18 protein-coding genes are annotated in these 18,990 nt (G+C 71.7%); 8 read left to right on the top strand and 10 right to left on the bottom strand.

All coding sequences use genetic code 11. The features are described from left to right. Nucleotides 1–133 precede the first annotated feature (133 nt). Nucleotides 134–1,327 (top strand): RtcB family protein, encoded by a 1,194-nt coding sequence (locus ABZY20_RS32600; RefSeq protein WP_356446364.1) that lies wholly within the window; start codon nt 134–136, stop codon nt 1,325–1,327. Between the two features lie 6 nt (nt 1,328–1,333). Here ABZY20_RS32600 and ABZY20_RS32595 read toward each other — a convergent pair whose 3' ends face one another. Together ABZY20_RS32595 and ABZY20_RS32590 are read right to left on the bottom strand one after the other, a co-directional pair. Next, on the bottom strand, nt 1,334–2,110 hold the full coding sequence (locus tag ABZY20_RS32595) for an SDR family NAD(P)-dependent oxidoreductase (protein WP_356446362.1): 777 nt from the start codon (nt 2,108–2,110) through the stop codon (nt 1,334–1,336). Between the two features lie 61 nt (nt 2,111–2,171). Next, a complete protein-coding gene (locus ABZY20_RS32590; RefSeq protein WP_356446361.1) occupies nt 2,172–2,507 on the bottom strand; it encodes a YnfA family protein in 336 nt (111 codons plus the stop codon). A gap of 127 nt (nt 2,508–2,634) precedes the next feature. Between ABZY20_RS32590 and ABZY20_RS32585 the strand changes: the two genes are divergently transcribed. The 3 genes from ABZY20_RS32585 to ABZY20_RS32575 all read left to right on the top strand — a co-directional run bounded on the left by ABZY20_RS32585 (nt 2,635) and on the right by ABZY20_RS32575 (nt 5,977). Further along, nucleotides 2,635–3,744 carry an LLM class flavin-dependent oxidoreductase gene (locus tag ABZY20_RS32585; protein WP_356446359.1) on the top strand — a complete coding sequence of 370 codons (1,110 nt, stop codon included), beginning with the start codon at nt 2,635–2,637 and terminating at the stop codon, nt 3,742–3,744. 73 nt (nt 3,745–3,817) lie between these two features. Then, nucleotides 3,818–4,537, top strand: coding sequence for a response regulator transcription factor (locus ABZY20_RS32580; protein ID WP_356446357.1), 720 nt, complete (start codon nt 3,818–3,820; stop codon nt 4,535–4,537). Further along, complete coding sequence (locus tag ABZY20_RS32575) at nt 4,538–5,977, top strand: HAMP domain-containing sensor histidine kinase (protein ID WP_356446356.1); 1,440 nt, start codon at nt 4,538–4,540, stop codon at nt 5,975–5,977. Nucleotides 5,978–6,032: 55 nt separating this feature from the next. On the opposite strand, the gene ABZY20_RS32570 is transcribed toward ABZY20_RS32575, so the two are convergent. From ABZY20_RS32570 to ABZY20_RS32555, 4 genes are read right to left on the bottom strand one after another with little or no spacing between them, the layout of a single operon-like run. Next, nucleotides 6,033–7,673, bottom strand: a complete 1,641-nt coding sequence (locus tag ABZY20_RS32570; protein ID WP_356446354.1) for an alpha-amylase family glycosyl hydrolase — start codon at nt 7,671–7,673, stop codon at nt 6,033–6,035. 30 nt (nt 7,674–7,703) lie between these two features. Next, entirely contained in the window at nt 7,704–8,540 is an 837-nt protein-coding gene (locus ABZY20_RS32565; protein WP_356446352.1) for a carbohydrate ABC transporter permease, read from the bottom strand. Further along, nucleotides 8,537–9,547 carry a sugar ABC transporter permease gene (locus ABZY20_RS32560; RefSeq protein ID WP_356446350.1) on the bottom strand — a complete coding sequence of 337 codons (1,011 nt, stop codon included), beginning with the start codon at nt 9,545–9,547 and terminating at the stop codon, nt 8,537–8,539. Before ABZY20_RS32560 ends, ABZY20_RS32565 begins: the two co-directional genes overlap by 4 nt. Nucleotides 9,548–9,558: 11 nt before the next feature. Then, entirely contained in the window at nt 9,559–10,845 is a 1,287-nt protein-coding gene (locus ABZY20_RS32555; protein WP_356446348.1) for an ABC transporter substrate-binding protein, read from the bottom strand. 299 nt (nt 10,846–11,144) lie between these two features. Between ABZY20_RS32555 and ABZY20_RS32550 the strand changes: the two genes are divergently transcribed. Both ABZY20_RS32550 and ABZY20_RS32545 read left to right on the top strand, forming a co-directional pair. Further along, nucleotides 11,145–12,185 carry a LacI family DNA-binding transcriptional regulator gene (locus ABZY20_RS32550; RefSeq protein ID WP_356446412.1) on the top strand — a complete coding sequence of 347 codons (1,041 nt, stop codon included), beginning with the start codon at nt 11,145–11,147 and terminating at the stop codon, nt 12,183–12,185. Then, nucleotides 12,182–12,511: a hypothetical protein gene (locus tag ABZY20_RS32545; RefSeq protein WP_356446346.1), complete on the top strand. Its 330-nt coding sequence runs from the start codon at nt 12,182–12,184 to the stop codon at nt 12,509–12,511. Before ABZY20_RS32550 ends, ABZY20_RS32545 begins: the two co-directional genes overlap by 4 nt. On the opposite strand, the gene ABZY20_RS32540 is transcribed toward ABZY20_RS32545, so the two are convergent. Then, on the bottom strand, nt 12,512–13,312 hold the full coding sequence (locus ABZY20_RS32540) for a GNAT family N-acetyltransferase (RefSeq protein ID WP_356446344.1): 801 nt from the start codon (nt 13,310–13,312) through the stop codon (nt 12,512–12,514). A 43-nt stretch (nt 13,313–13,355) separates the two neighbouring features. Between ABZY20_RS32540 and ABZY20_RS32535 the strand changes: the two genes are divergently transcribed. Then, nucleotides 13,356–13,805: a nucleoside deaminase gene (locus ABZY20_RS32535; RefSeq protein WP_356446342.1), complete on the top strand. Its 450-nt coding sequence runs from the start codon at nt 13,356–13,358 to the stop codon at nt 13,803–13,805. Between the two features lie 163 nt (nt 13,806–13,968). Then, a complete protein-coding gene (locus tag ABZY20_RS32530; RefSeq protein ID WP_356446340.1) occupies nt 13,969–15,381 on the top strand; it encodes a condensation domain-containing protein in 1,413 nt (470 codons plus the stop codon). Nucleotides 15,382–15,393: 12 nt separating this feature from the next. On the opposite strand, the gene ccsB is transcribed toward ABZY20_RS32530, so the two are convergent. Genes ccsB through ABZY20_RS32515 form a run of 3 tightly spaced genes read right to left on the bottom strand, consistent with a single transcriptional unit; the run spans nt 15,394 to nt 18,989 of the window. After that, nucleotides 15,394–16,473 (bottom strand): c-type cytochrome biogenesis protein CcsB, encoded by a 1,080-nt coding sequence (ccsB, locus tag ABZY20_RS32525; protein WP_356446338.1) that lies wholly within the window; start codon nt 16,471–16,473, stop codon nt 15,394–15,396. Beyond that, nucleotides 16,470–18,212, bottom strand: a complete 1,743-nt coding sequence (locus tag ABZY20_RS32520; RefSeq protein ID WP_356446337.1) for a cytochrome c biogenesis protein ResB — start codon at nt 18,210–18,212, stop codon at nt 16,470–16,472. The genes ccsB and ABZY20_RS32520 overlap by 4 nt, the downstream gene beginning before the upstream one ends. Before the next feature lie 3 nt (nt 18,213–18,215). Further along, the gene (locus ABZY20_RS32515) at nt 18,216–18,989 is read right to left on the bottom strand and encodes a cytochrome c biogenesis protein CcdA (protein ID WP_356446335.1); all 774 of its coding nucleotides are present in this window, start codon (nt 18,987–18,989) and stop codon (nt 18,216–18,218) included. Between the last annotated feature and the right edge of the window lies 1 nt (nt 18,990).

The raw sequence follows: 18,990 nt of genomic DNA, 5'->3' as shown, positions 1-18,990 counted from the left end.
GCGAGGCGGCCGATGGACACAATGTGTATCGCACGCACTGCCGTGGACGCCGGTCCGGAATCCCTTTCGTCGACCTTGGCTCCGGTATTTGCTCTTGAAGACTTCTGTTCGTTTACGGGGGATTGAGGACGTTATGTCGTACGTAGAGGTGCCCGGCGCGAAGGTACCGATCCGGATGTGGGCCGACCCGGCCACGGTCGAGGAGTCGGCGCTCCAGCAGCTCCGCAACGTCTCGACCCTGCCCTGGATCAAGGGCCTGGCCGTCATGCCCGACGTGCACTACGGCAAGGGCGCGACGGTCGGCTCGGTCATCGCCATGCAGGACGCGGTGTGCCCGGCGGCGGTGGGCGTCGACATCGGCTGCGGGATGTCGGCGGTGAAGACGTCCCTGACGGCGAACGACCTGCCGGGTGACCTGTCCCGGCTGCGGTCGAGGATCGAGCAGGTCATCCCGGTGGGACGCGGGATGCACGACGAGGCCGTGGACCCGGGGCGGCTGCACGGGTTCGCGACGGCGGGGTGGGACGACTTCTGGGGGCGGTTCGACGGGGTGGCGCAGGCGGTTCAGTTTCGGCGTGAGCGAGCGGCCGCGCAGATGGGAAGCCTTGGCCAAGGCAACCACTTCGTTGAAGTTTGTGTGGATACGTCTGATTCGGTATGGCTCATGCTCCACTCCGGTTCCCGCAACATCGGCAAGGAACTGGCCGAGCACCATATCGGCGTGGCCCAGAAGCTCCCGCACAACCAAGGGCTGGTCGACCGGGACCTGGCCGTCTTTGTCGCGGACACCCCGCAGATGGCGGCGTACCGCAATGACCTGTTCTGGGCGCAGGAGTACGCGAAGTACAACCGCTCGATCATGATGGCGCTCCTGAAGGACGTGATCCGCAAGGAGTTCAAGAAGGCGAAGCCGGCCTTCGAGCAGGAGATCTCCTGCCACCACAACTACGTGGCCGAGGAGCGGTACGAGGGCATGGACCTGCTCGTGACCCGCAAGGGCGCGATCCGGGCGGGCTCGGGTGACTTCGGGATCATCCCGGGCTCCATGGGCACGGGTTCGTACATCGTGAAGGGCCTGGGGAACGACAAGTCCTTCAACTCCGCGTCGCACGGCGCGGGCCGGCGCATGAGCCGCAACGCGGCCAAGCGCCGGTTCTCGGCGAAGGACCTGGAGGAGCAGACGCGGGGCGTGGAGTGCCGCAAGGACTCCGGTGTCGTGGACGAGATCCCGGCCGCGTACAAGCCGATCGAGCAGGTCATCGACCAGCAGCGGGACCTGGTGGAGGTCGTGGCGAAGCTGAAGCAGGTCGTCTGCGTGAAGGGCTGACCGGCTCTACCGCTCCCGGTGCACCTTCGTGTTCGACGCCTGGGCGCGGGGGCGGAGGATCAGGAGGTCGACGTTGACGTGGGCGGGGCGGGTGACCGCCCACGTGATGGTGTCGGCGACGTCGTCGGCGGTGAGGGGGTCGGCGACGCCCTCGTAGACCTTCTCCGCCTTCTCCTGGTCGCCGTCGAAGCGGGTCAGGGCGAACTCCTCCGTCTTGACCATGCCGGGGGCGATCTCGATCACGCGGACCGGCTGGCCGACTATCTCCAGGCGCAGGGTCTCGGCGAGGACGTGGGCGCCGTGCTTGGCGGCGACGTAGCCGGCGCCGCCCTCGTAGGTGCCGTGGCCCGCGGTGGAGGAGACGACCACGACCGTGCCGTCGCCACTCGCGGTCAGCTTGGGCAGCAGGGCCTGGGTGAGGTTGAGGGTGCCGATGACGTTCGTCTCGTACATCCGGCGCCAGTGCTCCGGGTCGCCGGTCGCGACCGGGTCGGCGCCGAGCGCGCCGCCCGCGTTGTTGACCAGGACGCCGATCGTCTTGAACGCCGTGGCGAACTCGTCGACCGCCGCGCGGTCCGTGACGTCCAGCGGGTACGCCGTGGCCCGGTGGCCCGCCGCGTTGATCTCCTCCGCCAGCGCCTCGATGCGGTCCTTGCGGCGTGCGGTGAGGACGACCCGGTAGCCCGCCTCCGCGAGCCGGCGGGCCGTGGCGGCGCCGATGCCGCTGCTCGCACCCGTGACGACGGCGATGCGGGAGGCTGCGGGCGGGGCGGCGGTGGCCATGGAGGGCTCCTCGGGCGGTCCGGTTCTTCTGATGCGGGCTCCGGCCAGGATAGGCGGGGGTTCAGTTCCCCCGCGGGGCGTACATGATCACCGCCATGCCCGCGAGGCAGATCAGCGCGCCCGTGATGTCCCAGCGGTCCGGGCGGTAGCCGTCCGCGATCACTCCCCACAGGATCGAGCCGGCGACGAAGATCCCGCCGTACGCGGCCAGGACGCGCCCGAAGTGGGCGTCGGGCTGGAAGGTCGCGACGAAGCCGTAGGCGCCGAGCGCGAGGACGCCGCCGGCCGCCCACAGCCAGCCCTTGTTCTCGCGTACGCCCTGCCAGACCAGCCACGCGCCGCCGATCTCCAGCAGGGCGGCCAGGACGAACAGGGCGGCGGAGCGCAGGATCGGCATGCGGGCAGCTTCGCACGGGCGGGCGGGGCGGCCGGGGCGCGGTGTCACCCCCATCTCTGAGGTGCCGTGCTCCGGCCGCCGCTCCGCTGTATGGTTGAATCGTAAACAACCTGGAGGGTGAGCGAGCATGCAGTTCGGGATCTTCAGCGTCGGGGACGTCACCCCCGACCCGACCACGGGACGCACGCCGACCGAGCGTGAGCGGATCAAGGCGATGGTGGCGATCGCGCTGAAGGCCGAGGAGGTGGGCCTGGACGTCTTCGCGACCGGTGAGCACCACAACCCGCCGTTCGTGCCGTCGTCCCCGACGACGATGCTCGGCTACATCGCCGCCCGGACCGAGCGGCTGATCCTCTCCACGGCCACCACGCTGATCACCACCAACGACCCGGTGAAGATCGCCGAGGACTTCGCGATGCTGCAGCACCTGGCCGACGGCCGGGTGGACCTGATGATGGGCCGCGGCAACACCGCCCCCGTCTACCCCTGGTTCGGGCAGGACATCCGCCAGGGCATCAACCTGGCGCTCGAGAACTACGCCCTGCTGCACCGCCTCTGGCGCGAGGACGTCGTCGACTGGGAGGGCACGTTCCGCACGCCGCTGCAGGGGTTCACCTCCACGCCCCGGCCGCTGGACGGGGTGCCGCCGTTCGTCTGGCACGGCTCGATCCGCTCCCCGGAGATCGCCGAGCAGGCCGCCTACTACGGCGACGGCTTCTTCCACAACAACATCTTCTGGCCCGCCGACCACACCCGGCGCATGGTGGAGCTGTACCGGGAGCGGTACGCGCACCACGGGCACGGCACGCCCGAGCAGGCGGTCGTGGGGCTGGGCGGGCATGTGTTCATGCGGAGGAACAGCCAGGACGCGGTACGCGAGTTCCGGCCGTACTTCGACGTCGCGCCGGTGTACGGGCACGGGCCGTCTCTGGAGGAGTTCACCGAGCAGACGCCGCTGACCGTGGGCTCCCCGCAGCAGGTCATCGAGAAGACCCTGACGTTCCGCGAGTACGCCGGCGACTACCAGCGCCAGCTGTTCCTGATCGACCACGCGGGGCTGCCGCTGAAGACCGTGCTGGAGCAGATCGACCTGCTCGGCGAGGAGGTCGTGCCGGTGCTGCGCGAGGAGTTCGCCAGGAACCGCCCGGCCGGCGTGCCGGACGCACCGACGCACGCGGCCCGGCTCGCCGGTGCACCGCCCCGGCCCGGGGACGACCGGACGGCGGGCCGCCGGTGAGAGACCGGTGAGAAGCGGGTCCCGGCGCGGCCCGTCCGGTCCCGGGGCCCCGGTGGCTTGGCACACTGGACCGGTGCCCCACACCGTGCTGCTCGCCGAAGACGACCGCGCCATCCGCAACGCCCTGGAGCGCGCCCTGACCCTGGAGGGCTACCAGGTCGTGGCGGTGGCCGACGGGGTCGAGGCGCTGGCGCAGGCCCACCGCAGCAGCCCGGACGTGCTCGTCCTGGACGTGATGATGCCCGGCATCGACGGGCTCCAGGTGTGCCGGGTGCTGCGCGCCGAGGGCGACCGGACGCCCGTGCTGATGCTGACCGCGCTCGTGGAGACCGCCGACCGGATCGCCGGGCTGGACGCGGGCGCCGACGACTACGTGGTGAAGCCCTTCGACGTGGAGGAGGTCTTCGCCCGGCTGCGCGCCCTGCTGCGCCGCACCAGCCCGGTGGCGGCACCGGCCGCGCCGCCGGCCGAGGCGCCGAGGCCGGTGCCCGAGCGGTTCGTCGAGGCGGCGGGCATCCGCATGGACCCGCAGGCCCGCCGCGCCTGGCGCGACACCCGCGAGCTTGAGCTGACCCGCACCGAGTTCGAGCTGCTGGAACTGCTGGTCCGCAACGCGGGCATCGTGCTGGACCACGCCACGATCTACGACCGCATCTGGGGCTACGACTTCGGCCCCGGCTCCAAGAACCTCGCCGTCTACGTGGGCTATCTGCGCCGCAAGCTCGACGGGCCGGACGCCCCGCAGCTGATCCACACCGTGCGCGGTGTGGGTTACGTGCTGCGGGAGGGCTGAGTGGGCCGCCTCGGCCGGCTGCCGGCCGGTCGGCGGCCGAAGCTGGTCTCGCTGCGCACCACGTTCGCGGTGTCCTTCGCCGCGGTCACCGCGGCCGTGACGATCCTGGTCGGCATCCTGTCGTACAACGCGGCCGCGCGGCTGGTGCGGGTGGACCAGCAGACCGTCTTCGACGAGGTGGTGCAGGACCTGCGCAGCGAGGTCAGGGAGAACCGGATGGCGCCGGGGGACTTCTCCTCCGCCGCGCCCGGCCACGACCTGGTGCGGCCCGCGCGGACCGATGTGCAGGTGCTGGGCCCGGACGGGCACGTCGTCGACCCGGGCAGTCCGGGGCTGCCGGTGACGGGGACCGACGTGCGGATCGCGGCGGCCGCCGATTCCGGGCGGGTGGCCGAGCACGGCAACGTCAACGTGGGCGACGACGTGTACCGCGTGGCGACGGTCTCCCTCGGGGGCGGCCGGGGCGCGGTGCAGATCGCGCAGGAGTTCAGCGACGTCGAGGACCTGCTGCGGGCGCTGCAGCGGCGGACCCTGCTGCTGATGGCCGCGGTCGTGGTCGGCGCCGGGCTGTTCGGCTGGTGGCTGGCCCGGCGGATCACCCGCCGGCTGGTCGTGCTCACCGACGCCGCCGAGGACGTCGCCCGTACCCGCCGGCTCGGCATCCAGGTGCCGGTGGCCGGGCATGACGAGGTGGGCCGGCTGGGCCGGGCCTTCGACCGGATGCTGGGCCGGCTCGCCCAGTCCGAGGAGGACCAGCGCCGCCTGGTCCAGGACGCCGGTCACGAGCTGCGCACGCCGCTGACGTCGCTGCGGACGAACATCTCCCTGCTCCGCCGGATCGACGAGCTCCCGCCGCGCGCCCGGGAGGAACTCGTCGCCGACCTGGGGCAGGAGGCCCGTGAGCTGACCGACCTGGTCAACGAACTGGTCGACCTCGCGGCCGGGCAGTCCGACACGGAGCCGCGGCAGCGGCTGGACGTGGCCGACCTCGCGGAGGAGGTCGCGGCCCTCGCCCGGCGCCGCAGCGGGCGGCGGATCCTGCTGCGCACGTGCGGCGACACCACGACCGACGGGCGGCCCGGGATGCTGACCCGGGCCCTGTCCAACCTCGTGGAGAACGCCCTGAAGTTCGACGAGGGCGGCCGGGACGCCGTCGAGATCGTCGTGGCCGGGCCCGCCCGGCCCGGCACCATCCGCGTCGAGGTCCTCGACCGCGGCCCCGGCATCGCGGGCGGCGACCTGGACCGGGTCTTCGACCGCTTCTACCGCGCCGCCGACGCCCGCTCCCTGCCGGGCTCGGGCCTGGGCCTGTCCATCGTGCGGGAGGTGGCCCTCGCGCACGGGGGAGCGCCCTTCGCGGTCCGGCGGGACGGGGGCGGGACGGTCATCGGCTTCACGGTGGGCGGCGCGGTGCCTGGCGGCGGCCCCGGGGCGGACTGAGATCCCGGCAGCGGACCGGGACCAGCGGCCCGGCCCGCCCCGCGGCCGCTTCGGGCTACACCGCCAGCCACACCGCCTGGTCCGGCCCCAGCCGCCCGTTCTTGAGCGGTCCGCTGGCGAGGAGCAGCCCGGAGTGCGCGGGCAGCTCGTACGGCTCCTCCGAGAGGTTGACCACGCACAGGAAGCCGGGGGAGCGGGTGAAGGCCAGCACCCCGTCGGGTGCGTCCTGCCACTCCATCGTGCCGTCGCCCAGGGCCTCGTGGTCGCGCCGGATGCGCAGGGCCGTGCGGTACAGCTCCAGCATGGAGGCCGCGTCGCCGGTCTGCGCCGCGACGCTCAGCCGGGCCCAGTCGGCGGGCTGCGGCAGCCAGGGCGTGCCGTGGGCGCCGTCGGGGCTGAAGCCGTACGGGGCGCTGTCGCCGGACCAGGGGATCGGCACGCGGCAGCCGTCCCGGCCGCGTTCGGTGTGCCCGGAGCGTTCCCACACCGGGTCCTGCAGGACCGACTCGGGCAGGTCCTCGACCTCGGGCAGGCCCAGTTCCTCGCCCTGGTAGACGTAGGCGCCGCCGGGCAGGGCGAGCATCAGCAGGGCGGCGGCGCGGGCGCGGCGGGTGCCGAGGTCGAGGTCGAGCGGGCCCTCGGGGCGGTAGGTCTCGTTGGCCACCCAGCGCCTGGCCGACCGGCGGCCGTAGCGGCTGGGGTGGCGCACGACGTCGTGGTTGGACAGCACCCAGGTGGCCGGCGCCCCCACCGAGCCGAGCATGGCGAGGGAGTGGTCGATGACGGACCGCAGGTCCTTGGCGTCCCAGCCGGACATCAGGAAGTCGAAGTTGAAGGCCGTGTGCAGGCCGTCGCGGCGGACGTAGGCGGCGAGGCGTTCCGGGGTGTCCGCCCAGGCCTCGGCGACGAAGGAGCGGTCGCCGGGGAACTCGTCGGCGACCTTGCGCCAGGAGCGGTAGATCTCGTGCACCTCGTCCCGGTCCCAGTGCGGGTGGTCGACGTGCTGCCAGGGCCGTCCGTCGTCCGGGTCGCGGCGGGGCGGGAGGTCGGGCAGCTCCGGGTGCTTGATCAGGCCGTGCGCGACGTCGATGCGGAAGCCGTCGACGCCCCGGGCGAACCAGAACCGCAGGACCGACTCGAACTCGGCCCGCACCTCCGGGTGCTGCCAGTTGAGGTCCGGCTGCTCGGGGGCGAACAGGTGGAGGTACCAGTCGCCGTCCGGCAGCCGGGTCCAGGCCGGGCCGCCGAAGCAGGACACCCAGTCGTTCGGGGGCCGGGAGCCGTCGGGGCCGCGCCCGGGCCGGAAGACGTAGCGCTCCCGCTCGGGGCTGCCCGGGCCCGCCGCCAGCGCCGCCCGGAACCAGGCGTGCTGGTCGGAGGTGTGGTTGGGCACGATGTCCGGGATGACGCGCAGCCCGTGCGCGTGCGCCTCCTCGATGAACCGCTCGGCGTCGGCCAGGGTGCCGAAGAGCGGGTCGATGGCCCGGAAGTCGGCGACGTCGTAACCGTGGTCGGCCATCGGCGACTTGTACCAGGGGTTGATCCAGATGGCGTCCACGCCGAGCGACTTCAGGTAGGGCAGGCGCGAGCGCAGGCCGGCGATGTCGCCGACGCCGTCGCCGTCGCCGTCGGCGAAGCTGCGGATGTAGACCTGGTAGATGACGGCACTGCGCCACCAGGGTGCGGTGGGGGACACGGGCACGTGGCTCCTTCTGGGGAGGGGAGGCTACTTGGCGGCGCCGGCGGTGAGCCCGGCGACGATGCGGCGCTGGAAGAGCAGCACCATGACCACCAGCGGGACGGTGACGAGCACGCCCGCGGCCATCTGGCTGCCGAAGGGGGTCTCGTACGTCGTGGCGCCGGTGAACTTGGAGATGGCGACGGTCGCGGTCTGCATGCCGGGCTTGTTCGTCATCGACAGGGCGATGAGGAACTCGTTCCAGGCGGCGATGAACGTGATGATCGCGGTGGTGAAGATGCCCGGTGCGGCGAGCGGCACGATCACCTTGCGGAAGGCCTGGCCGCGGGTGCAGCCGTCGACCATGGCGGCGTGCTCCAGTTCGTCGGGCATCTGCCGGAAGAACGTGGTCAGGTTCCACACCGCCAGCGGCAGGGCGAAGGACATGCTGGGCACGATCATGGCCTGGTAGGTGTTGATCCAGCCGATGTCGGTGAACAGCTTCAGCAGCGGCACGACGATGGACACCACCGGGAACATCGACGTGGCGATGATCAGCGTCATGATCAGCCGCTTGAAGCGGAACTCCAGCCGGGCCATCGCGTACGCGGTGAACGTGGCCAGCACCAGCGCCAGTACGGTCGTGACGCCGGCGACGACCAGGCTGTTGAGCAGCGCCCGCCCGAAGCCCTGCACCGGGTCGAACACGGCCCGGTAGTTCTCCAGGGACAGCGGGGAGGGCAGCAGCGAGGTCTCGAAGATGTCGCCGGTGCGGCGCAGGCTGGAGACCAGCATCCAGTAGAACGGGGCCAGGCAGTACGCCACGACCGCGACCACCCCGGCGTACACCAGGGCGCCGCGCCACCTCGCGGTGCTCGTCGTCATGCCGTCACCTCCCTGCGGCGCAGGCCCGCCCGGCGCCGGCCGCCCGAGCCGCCGCCCGTGCCCCCGACCAGGTCCGCGCCGAGCAGCCGCACGAACGCGAGCGCGATCAGGAAGACGTAGAGGAAGAGGATCACCGCGTAGGCGGAGGCCGGTCCGAAGCGGACGTTGGACGCCTCGTTCTGCGCGAGCATCGACAGCGTCTCCACCGAGTGCTTCTGCGCGCCGACGAGGATGTAGGGCAGGTCGAACATGCGCAGCGCGTCCATGCAGCGGAACAGCACGGCCACCAGCAGCGCGGGCTTCACCAGCGGCAGGGTGATGTGCCAGAACTGGCGTACCGGGCGGGCGCCGTCCATACGGGCCGCCTCGTAGACCTCCTTGGGGATGACCTGGAGACCGGCGAGCACGAGCAGCCCGATGAACGGGGCGGTCTTCCACACCTCGGCGACGATGACCGCGACCTTGGCGTGCACGCCTTCGGTGGTCCACAGGATCTGCTGCCCGATCAGGGCGTTGGCCACGCCGTCGCTGTTGAAGATCCACCGCCACAGCAGCCCGGAGATGGCCGTCGGCACCGCCCAGGGCACCAGGATCCCGGCCCGCACCCACGCCCGGCCCCGGAAGGCCTTGTGCATGATCAGCGCCATGGCCACGCCGATCACGGTCTCCAGCGCGACCGTGACGACGGTGAAGAACGTGGTGTTCCAGAAGGCGTTCCAGAACCGCGCCCCGCTCTCGCCGAAGATGTCGACGTAGTTGCGCAGGCCGACGAACGGCTCGGTGACGCTGATGAACCCGGTCGCCGGGTCCAGGCCCTTGGGCCCGTACAGCGACTCCTTGAGCGCCATCAGGGTCGGGTACAGCACGACCACCGCCAGCACCAGCAGGGTCGGGGAGACGAGCAGCGCGCCCAGCCGACCGGCGCCGGAGGTCGCCCGGCCCCGCTTCGGTGCCCGCCCGGGTGCGGCCCGTACCTCCGCCCCGGCCGCGGGCGGAGTCTCCGTCACGGCGGCGGCCTTCACTGCGCCACGGCCTTCCGCAGCGCCTTCTGCAGGTCCTTCAGCGCCTGCTCGCTGCCCTTCTCACCGGTCAGGGCGGCGTAGGCCTCCTGCTGGACCGCCGAGGTGACGTCGCCGTAGGGCACCACCCGGGGGCGCGGCACGGCCCGCAGGATGGACTCCTTGAGCACCGGCAGGTAGGGGTACTGCTCGATGAGTGCCGGGTCGTCGTAGAGGGAGGCGTACGGCGGGGCGAGGGAGGCGCTCTCCAGGAACGTCCGGGTGTTCTCCTCGCTGGTCATGAACTTGATGAAGTCCAGGGCCGTCGCCTTGTTCTCGGCGTAGGCGGAGACGGCCATGTTGTGCCCGCCGAGGCTGGAGGAGCCGGGCCCGTCCAGACCGGGCAGGGGCGCGACCGCGAACTTGCCCTTGATACCGCTCTTCTGGGCCAGCGCGTACACGTAGGGCCAGTTGCGGTGGAAGATCAGCTCACCGGACTGGAAGGCCTGCCGGCCGTCCTCCTCCTGGAAGGTGACGGCCTTCTTGGGGATGGTGCCGTCCTTCAGGGCCCCGGTGAGGAAGTCCAGGCCCTTCCTGGCCTCGGGGGTGTCCACGTCGGGCTTGCCGGAGGCGTCGGTGACGGTGCCGCCCGCGGAGTTCACGGCCTCGGCGAAGTTCACCGTCAGGCCCTCGTACTTCTGGAACTGCCCGGCGTAGCACGACATGCCCTTCGCCTCGGGCAGCTTCCGCACCTTCGCGCAGGCCGCCGTCATCTCGGCCCAGGTGGAGGGGGGTTCGGCGACGCCGGCCTTCTTCAGCAGGTCGGTGCGGTAGTAGAGCATGCCGCCGTCCGAACTGCTCGGCACGGCGTACAGGCCGCCGCGGTAGCGGGAGGTCTCCACCACCGGCTTGAGCATCTTCCCCATCGGGAACCGGTCCTCGGGCAGCTTGTCGATCCACTGGTGGGCGGCGAACTCCGAGGTCCACACGACGTCGAGGGAGAGCACCGTGTAGGCGTCGGACTTCGTCTCCGCGTTCTGGATCATCTGGCGGCGCTGGGCGTCCGCGTCCGTCGGGAGCTGGATGAAGCTGACCTTCTCCTTCGGGTGCGCCTTGTTCCAGCGGTCGAGCATCGGCTGGACGGTGCCGGTGCTGTCCTTGCCGGCCACGAACGTGATGGGGCCGCGCCCTTCGAACGACGGCGCCCCGGCCTGTCCGGAGCCGCTGCCGCCGGACGAGCCGCAGGCCGCGAGGAGCAGTCCGGCGGCGGCGAGGGCGGTCGCTCTGGTGATGGTTCTGGTCGTCACTGTCTCTCCTGGTCGTGCGGAACCGAGGTCACGGCTCGTGAGACTGCGTTGTCACGCGTTGCATGAAACGAAAGCGCAGGTCAGATCCTTTAGGAGAATCCCACTCGGGATCTCTTGCGGCCCTGCGGGACAACGTTTGCAAGCTAGGGGTGGCCCAGGGGTAAGTCAATGCGTTACGTGCGAGTAATCGCCTGCATGATCGCCTGGCGATTCCGGGAAAGCGCTGTCACGCATCCCGTCAGGAAGGGCGGTCCCTGTGCTAAATTCCGCTCATGCCTCCAGCTCAGCGGCACCCCACGATGGCCGACGTCGCCGAACGGGCCGGGGTCTCCACCTCCACCGTCTCCCGCACCCTGCGCGGTCTGTCCACGGTCTCCCCGGAGGTCCGCGCCCGGGTCGAGAAGGCCGCGCGCGAGCTGAACTTCGCCGTGTCGCGGCAGGCCGCCAGCCTCGTCACGGGCCGGACCGGGACCGTCGCGGTCCTGGTGCCCACGCTGAACCTGTGGTTCATGGGCTCCGCCCTGTCCAGCCTGGCCCCGCTGCTGCGGTCGGCGGGCATGCAGCTCAGCGTCTACGAGATCCCCGACCTCGCCGAGCGCACGGCCTTCTTCGAGCACCTCCCGGCACGCCGCAACGCCGACGCGCTGCTGGTGTTCTCCTTCGACCTCACCGACGAGGAGACCGAGCGCCTCGACGACCTCGGCATGCCGGTGATCTACGTCAGCCAGCACGTCGACGGGCGCCCGAGCATCTACGTCGACGACGTCGCCGGCGCGCTGCAGGGCACCCGGCACCTGCTCAACCTCGGCCACCGCCGGATCGCCTTCGTCCCCACCGTCGGCGCGAGCGGCTTCTCCTTCAGCTGCAACGAACGCCTGCTGGGCTACCAGAAGGCGCTCACCGAGGCGGGGATACCGCTGGAGGACGACCTGGTGGTCTCCGCTCGGGTCGGCGACAAGCGCTCCGCCGCCGAGGCGCTGGGCCGTCTGCTGAGCCTGCGCGAGCCGCCCACCGCCATCTTCGCCGAGCAGGACGAGGTCGCCGTCGCCCTCATCTGGAACCTGCGCCGCAACCGCGTCCCCGTGCCCGAGCGCATCTCCGTCCTGGGCTTCGACGACCAGCCGCTCGCGGACTGGTTCGACCTGTCGACGGTGGCGCAGTCACCGTCGGACATGGGCCGCGAGGCCGGGGAACTGGCCCTGAAGCTCATCGCCGACTCCGAGGAGGAGCACAGCCGGCACGTCGTCCTGCCGACCCACGTGATCCCCCGGGCCACGACGGCTCCGGCGACCCGGGGGCATGAGGACGGGGAGCCCGCCGATCGGGCGTCGACGGCGTGAGCCGCGCGAACGGCACGGGCGGGCACGCCGCCGAGGTGGCCGGCCTGTGGCGGGAACACCTGCGCGCGGCCTTCCCCGCCGCCCTGCGCGGCGCCGAGCCAGCGGGAATCGACCTGGTGCTGCTGGACGCAGCCGTCGCCGGGTGCGTGTCCGCCTGGCGGAACGACGGTGGTGCTCTCGACGGAGAGCGCCACAGGGTCCTGCGCGCGTGCATCGAGGATCTGGACCGCGTCCTGCCGACGCTCGGTGAACCGGAGGACCGGCGCTACTGGAAGCGCCTGCGCCGGCTGGCGGTACTCGTGTCGGACACCCGTCCCGGGGAGTGATCAGCCCGCGAGGGCGTAGAAGCCGATCGGGGAGTTCGGCTCGAAGCCGATGCGCGGGTACACGGGCGCTCCGGCGGCCGTCGCGTGCAGGGTCGCCCGGGTCAGGCCCGTGGCCCGGGCGCCTTCGTACAGCGCCTTGCGGGTGACCGCCTCCCCGTAGCCCCGCCGCTGCCGGCCCGGGTCGGTGGCGACGAGCGCCACGAACAGCCGGCCGTCGGCCTCCACGGTGGCGGCACAGGTCACCGGGACGCCGTCGCACAGTCCCAGCCAGGCGTGCACCCGCTCCTTCCACAGCGACGAGCCGCCGATGCCGTCCCGGCCGTCCTGCGAAGGGAAGCCGTAGGCACGCGAGTTGAGGTCCGCGTAGGCCCGCAGCAGCTCGTCGTCGCGCACCCGCACGAACGTCAATTCGGGGTGGGACGGCTCGGGAACCGGCAGGATGTCACCGGCCATGCCGGTGCCGGGGAACGCGTGGACGAGCCCGGCCCGGGCCGCCGCCCCGGCGAGTCCGGCACGCGCCTCGTCGCTGAGCAGGTCCTCGAACAGCCAGAGGAAACCGGGGTGCCGCTTCGCCCGCATGATCCGCGCGGCCTCGTCCAGCCGCCGCCGCAGCAGCCCGGGGCCCGTGCCGGTCTCGGTCAGCGTGAGGCAGTTCCAGAAGGCGAACCGGCAGTCCGCCCAGCGCACGGCGATGCCGGGCAGGTCGCGGACGTCGGCCCGCGGATCCCGGTCGAGCACCATCAGCCGCCAGACCGTGGCGAGCTGCTCCATGGATTCGACCGAGTCGGTGAGAGCGTGCATGCGAACCCCCAGTGGTCCCGAGCGATGCTGCGACAGTGACCCCATGGATCACGCACAGGCCCAAGCATGGCTCACCACCGCCCTGGAGGAGGCCCGTGCCGGGCTGGCCGAAGGGGGCATCCCGATCGGGGCCGCCCTCTACGGCGCGGACGGCGCCCTGCTGGGCCGGGGCCGCAACCGGCGCGTCCAGGACGGCGACCCCACCCTGCACGCGGAGACGGCCGCCTTCCGCGCGGCGGGACGGCAGCGGTCCTACCGGGGCACGACGATGGTGACGACCCTGTCCCCCTGCTGGTACTGCTCGGGACTGGTACGGCAGTTCGGCATCTCCCGGGTGGTGATCGGCGAGGCGGTCACCTTCCACGGCGGCCACGACTGGCTCGCCGAACACGGCGTGGACATCGTGCTGCTGGACGACCCCGCGTGCGTCGCGCTGATGCGTGACTTCGTCGCCCGCGAACCCGCGCTGTGGAACGAGGACATCGGCGCCTGACCGGGCGGACACGAGCGGCGTCAACCCGGCACGACGCACCGGCCTCGTATCGCCGTTCGACATGCCATCCGTTCTCCTGAAATGCGGCGACACCCCGTGTGGTCGGCGGGCCCATCGGCATTGTCTTGATCGGGTCTGTCCCACCTGCGAACGGAGACGCCCCGTGCGAATGACTGACATCCAGCGCTGCGAGGTCCGGCCTGGACGACTCGTCGAATGGACGCTCAGTCCGGCGACCGTCGCGACGGCGAAGGCCCTGCCGGAGGACTCGCGTCCGCCCGCCTACATCCAGGAGTCACACCTGCGGACGGCGCGTTCGGTGCGCGAGGACGGCCTGTTCGTGCCGACCTGGATCGGCGCCGCCTTCGACCTGCCCGGCCGCGCCGACCTCGACGCCCTGGGCGAGGCGCTGCGCGGCTGGACGCTGCGGCACGAGACGCTGCGCAGCGGCTTCCGCTGGGCGGGCGGACCCGGTGACTCGCTCCGCCGTTTCACGCTCGACGCGGACGCGGTCTCGCTGCACCGTGAGGACGCCGGGGAGTTCACCGACGCGGCGGCCCTCACCCAGCACCTCCAGGACCGCTTCGACACCACGGCGGACGCCCTGCGCTGGCCGAACCTCATCTACACGGCCGTCGTCCGCGACGACTCCACCAGCGTGTACATGGCCTTCGACCACAGCAACGTCGACGCGTTCTCGATCTACCGCATCCCGGCGGAGATCCACGAGCTGTACGCCCACCACCGCACCGGCCGCGTCCCCGACCGGGCACCGGTCAGCAGCTACGTCGACTTCTGCGAGGCCGAGCGGGCGGACGCGGACCGGATCGACGCCGACCACGAGATCGTCGCCCGCTGGCGGGAGTTCATCGGCCGCTGCGACGGGCGGCTGCCGAGCTTCCCCGTCGACCTCGGCCTGGAGCCCGGCGGCGCGCTGCCCACCCAGAAGCTGATGCGCGAGATGCTCGTGGACGCGGACGCCGCCGCCGCGTTCGAGGCGTACTGCCGCCCCTGCGGCGGCACCCTCGTCGGTCTGCTGGCGGCGACCGCCCTGATCGTCCAGGAGATCGGCGGCGAGCCCGTCTACCGCACCGTGGTGCCCTTCCACACCCGCGCGCGGTCGGCGTACTCGGACTCCGTGGGCTGGTACGTCGGCGGCGCGCCGATCGAGGTGCCCGTGGCCGGCACGCCCGACTTCCCCGCCGCGCTGAAGACCGTGCGCCACGCGCTGCACGCCGCCCGGCCGCTGTCCCGCATGCCGCTGGCCCGGGTCCTGCGGCTGCTCGGCGCGGACTTCCGGCCGACCTCCCCCGACATGTACTCGATCGTGTCGTACACCGACACCCGGGACATCCCGGACTCCGCGGACTGGACCGGGCGGAACGCCTACGGACTGGTCCGGGTGTCCTACGGCGACCAGGTCTGCGCGTGGGTCACCCGGCTGCACGAGGGGCTGTGGTTCGCGGCCCGCCACCCGGACACCGACGTCGCGCACAAGAACCTGCGGCTGTACGCCGACCGGCTGCGCGACATCGTCCTGTCGGTCGCGGACCGCGCCTCCCACACCGGGCGCTGAGGTGCTCCCGGGCTACACGCCCGCGTAGGAGTGCAGGCCGGAGACGAACATGTTCACGCCGTAGTAGTTGAACAGCCAGCAGGCGAAGGCGAGCAGGGCCAGGTAGGCGGCCTTGCGGCCCTTCCAGCCGGCGGTGGCGCGGGCGTGCAGGTAGCCGGCGTAGGCGACCCAGGTGATGAAGGACCAGGTCTCCTTGGGGTCCCAGCCCCAGTAGCGGCCCCAGGCGTCACCCGCCCAGATGGCGCCCGCGATGATCGTGAACGTCCACAGCGGGAAGACGGCGGCGTTGACGCGGTAGGCGAACTTGTCCAGGGAGGCCGAGGAGGGCAGCCGCTCCAGGACGGACGTCGCGAAGGTGCCGGGACGGCCGCCGCCCGCGAGCTTGTTCTCGTAGGAGTCCTTGAAGAGGTACAGGACCGTGGCCATCGCGCCCACGTAGAACACCGCGCCGCACAGGATCGCCGTGGAGACGTGGATGTACAGCCAGTACGAGTGCAGCGCCGGGACCAGCTGGTCGCTCTCCGTGTACAGGACGGTGACCGCGAGACCCAGGTCGAGCAGGACCGTGGTGGTCAGGAACAGGCCGAGCCAGCGCACGTTCTTCTTCAGCGCCAGCAGCAGCAGGTACACGCCGATGGCGACCGTGGAGAAGGTGATGTTGAACTCGTACATGTTGCCCCACGGCGCCCGCTGCACCGAGGCCGCGCGGGCGACGACGCCGCCCGCCTCGATGACGAACGCGAGCACCGTGAGGGAGACGGCGATCCGGCCGTACAGGTCGCCCTGCTCGTCCCCGCCGTGCGCCCCCGGCCCGTCGGGCACGTCCCGCCGGCCGGCCGCGGCCCGCACGGTCACCTTGGGCCGCTCCAGCACGGCCGTGCCGCCCGCCGTGCTGACGGTGACGGCGGGCGCCTTCTTCGCCTCCGGCCGCGCCGTGAGCGCGGCGGCGGTCCGGGCGACCTTGCTGCGGCTGCCGAAGAGCCATTCGGCGATGTACGCGAAGAAGGCCAGGGTGTAGACGGCCATCGCGGAGTAGATCAGCGTGTTGCTGATGCTGGCGAGCTGTTCGTTGGTCGCGGCGGCGAGAGTCACTGCTTCTCAGCCCCTTCGGCGGGTACGGGGGTGTCGGTGCCCGGCTCCTGGTCGGCGTCGGGGTCGGTATCGGGGGAATGCGCGGGGGCGGGCGCTCCGGGCGCCTGGTCGTACAGGATCCCGGCGAGCTGCCCCAGCTCCTCGGGGACCTTCGCGGACTCGCTGCGGCCGAGTCCGGCCATCTCCACGACGGTCACGCCGTCGGGGCCGGGCAGGGCCCGCACCCAGACGCGGCGGCGCTGCACGAACAGCGAGCCGGCCAGGCCGAAGATCGCGGCGACCGCACCGCCCAGGGCCCAGCCGCTGGCGGGCTGCCGGGTGATCTGGAACTGCGCCCACTCCTTGACGTCCTTCTCGAACGTGACCGAGCCGGCGCCGTTCGGCAGCCGCATCGTCTCCCCGGGCTTGAGCAGCTTCTTCAGCAGCTTGCCGTCGGAGTCCTTGAACTCCTTCATGTTGCGCTTGTCGAGCTGGTAGACGCTCTGCGGCAGGCCCGAGTCGACGCCCAGGTCGCCGTGGTAGGCGTTGAGCGCGAGCACCGGGCTCAGCAGCGCGGGGAACTGCGAGACCATCGCGCCGCCCTCGTAGGTGGGCACGAAGAACGCCTGGAAGCCGAGCTGTTCCTTCTCGCCCTCGGGGTTGCGGTAGCCGTCCATGACCTTGACGGCGCCGGAGGAGGTCGCGAAGCCGTCCAGCGGGAGCAGCGGCACGGCCTCGCGGTAGACGACGTCGCCCTTGCCGTCGCGGACGGTGATGACCGGGGCGTAGCCGTGCGCGGCGAGGTAGACCTTGGTGTCGCCGATGGTGAGCGGCTCGTTGACCTTGATGGTCCGGTGCCGGTCCGCGCCGTAGGCGCCCTCGCTGTAGTCCACCGTCGCCTGGTAGGTGCGCGGGGTGCCGCGGTTGGGGCCGCTCATCTCGTAGGTGCCCTTGAAGTCCTTCAGGCGGAAGCTGAAGGGGTTCAGGTCGTCCTGCGTGAAGAGGTTGCCGGACTTGAAGTCGTCGTACTGGGTGAGCGTGTTGGAGAAGCCGTCGCCCTCGACGACCAGCTTGAAGCCCTCGGCCTTGAACAGCTGGCCCCAGGCGAAGGCGATCAGCATCACGATCAGGGCGAGGTGGAAGACGAGGTTGCCGACCTCGCGGAGGTAGCCCTTCTCGGCGGCGACCGCGTCACCGGCGAGGTGGGCGCGGAAGCGGCGCCTGGTCAGCAGGGCGAGCGCGGCGGTCCGGACCTCCTCCGGCGCGGCCGTCGTACGCCACGTGGTGTGGGCGGGCAGCCGGGTCAGCCGCTTGGGCGCACCCGGCGGGCGGCCGCGCAGCTGGCCGACGAACTGCCAGGTGCGGGGCACGATGCAGCCGATGAGGGAGACGAACAGCAGGATGTAGATCGCCGAGAACCACACCGAGCTGTAGACGTGGAACAGCCCGAGCTTGTCGTAGACGTCACCGAGGGTGGGGTTGTTCTTGCGGAACTCGGCGACCTTGGTGGCGTCGATGCCGGTCTGCGGGATCAGCGAGCCCGGGATGGCGCCGAGCGACAGCAGCAGGAGCAGCAGCAGCGCGACCCGCATGGAGGTGAGCTGCCGCCAGAACCAGCGGGCCCAGCCGATCACGCCCAGGGACGGCAGGCCCGGCCCGTCCTCCCTGGGGGCGGTGGACAGCTGCGCTCCGGCGTCGCCGAGGTCCTGGTCCTCGGGGAGGCCGGCGGGGGCCGGGTCGGTGGTGCCGGTCTTGCTCATCGGTCAGATCCCCACAGTGAAGCCGTTGGACCAGGTCTGCATCTCCTGCACGATGCTGTCCCAGGCGCCGGTCAGCAGCAGCAGACCGGTGAGGATCATCATCGTGCCGCCGAGGCGCATCACCCAGACATAGTGGCGCTTGACCCAGCCGAAGGCGCCGAGGGCCTTGCGGAAGGCGACGGCGGCGAGCACGAACGGCAGCCCGAGGCCCAGGCAGTACGCGACGGTCAGCAGCGCCCCGCGGCCCGCGCTGCCCTGGTTGGAGGAGAGCGCCAGCACGGAGGCGAGGGTCGGGCCGATGCAGGGCGTCCAGCCGATGCCGAACAGGGCGCCCAGCAGCGGCGCCCCGACCAGCCCGGTCACCGGCCGCTTGTGGAAGCGGAACTCGCGCTGCGTCATCCAGGGCATCAGCCCCATGAAGAACACGCCCATGAGGATCATGAGCCCGCCGAGCACCTTGGACAGCACGCCCCGGTTGGCCTGGAGGGTGTCGCCGAAGTAGCCGAACAGCGCCCCGGAGGAGACGAACACGGCGGTGAAGCCGAGCACGAACAGGGAGGCGCCCACGACCATCCGCCCGCGCCGGGCCTCGGCGAGGTCGGTGCCGGTGACGCCCGTCACGTACGACAGGTAGCCGGGGACGAGCGGCAGGACGCACGGGGAGAAGAAGGAGACGAGCCCGCCGAGCAGCGCGATGGGCAGGGCCGCCAGCAGGGCGCCGTTGAGCACCGTGCCGTTGTAGCCCGTCGCCGCGAGCGTGGTGACTGCCGAGGTCACG

It is taken from the genome of Streptomyces sp. NPDC006624, assembly GCF_040611555.1.
GTDB lineage: Bacteria > Actinomycetota > Actinomycetes > Streptomycetales > Streptomycetaceae > Streptomyces.
The sequence above is the reverse complement of the archived record's forward strand: the minus strand, read 5'-3'. Positions and strand labels throughout refer to the sequence as shown.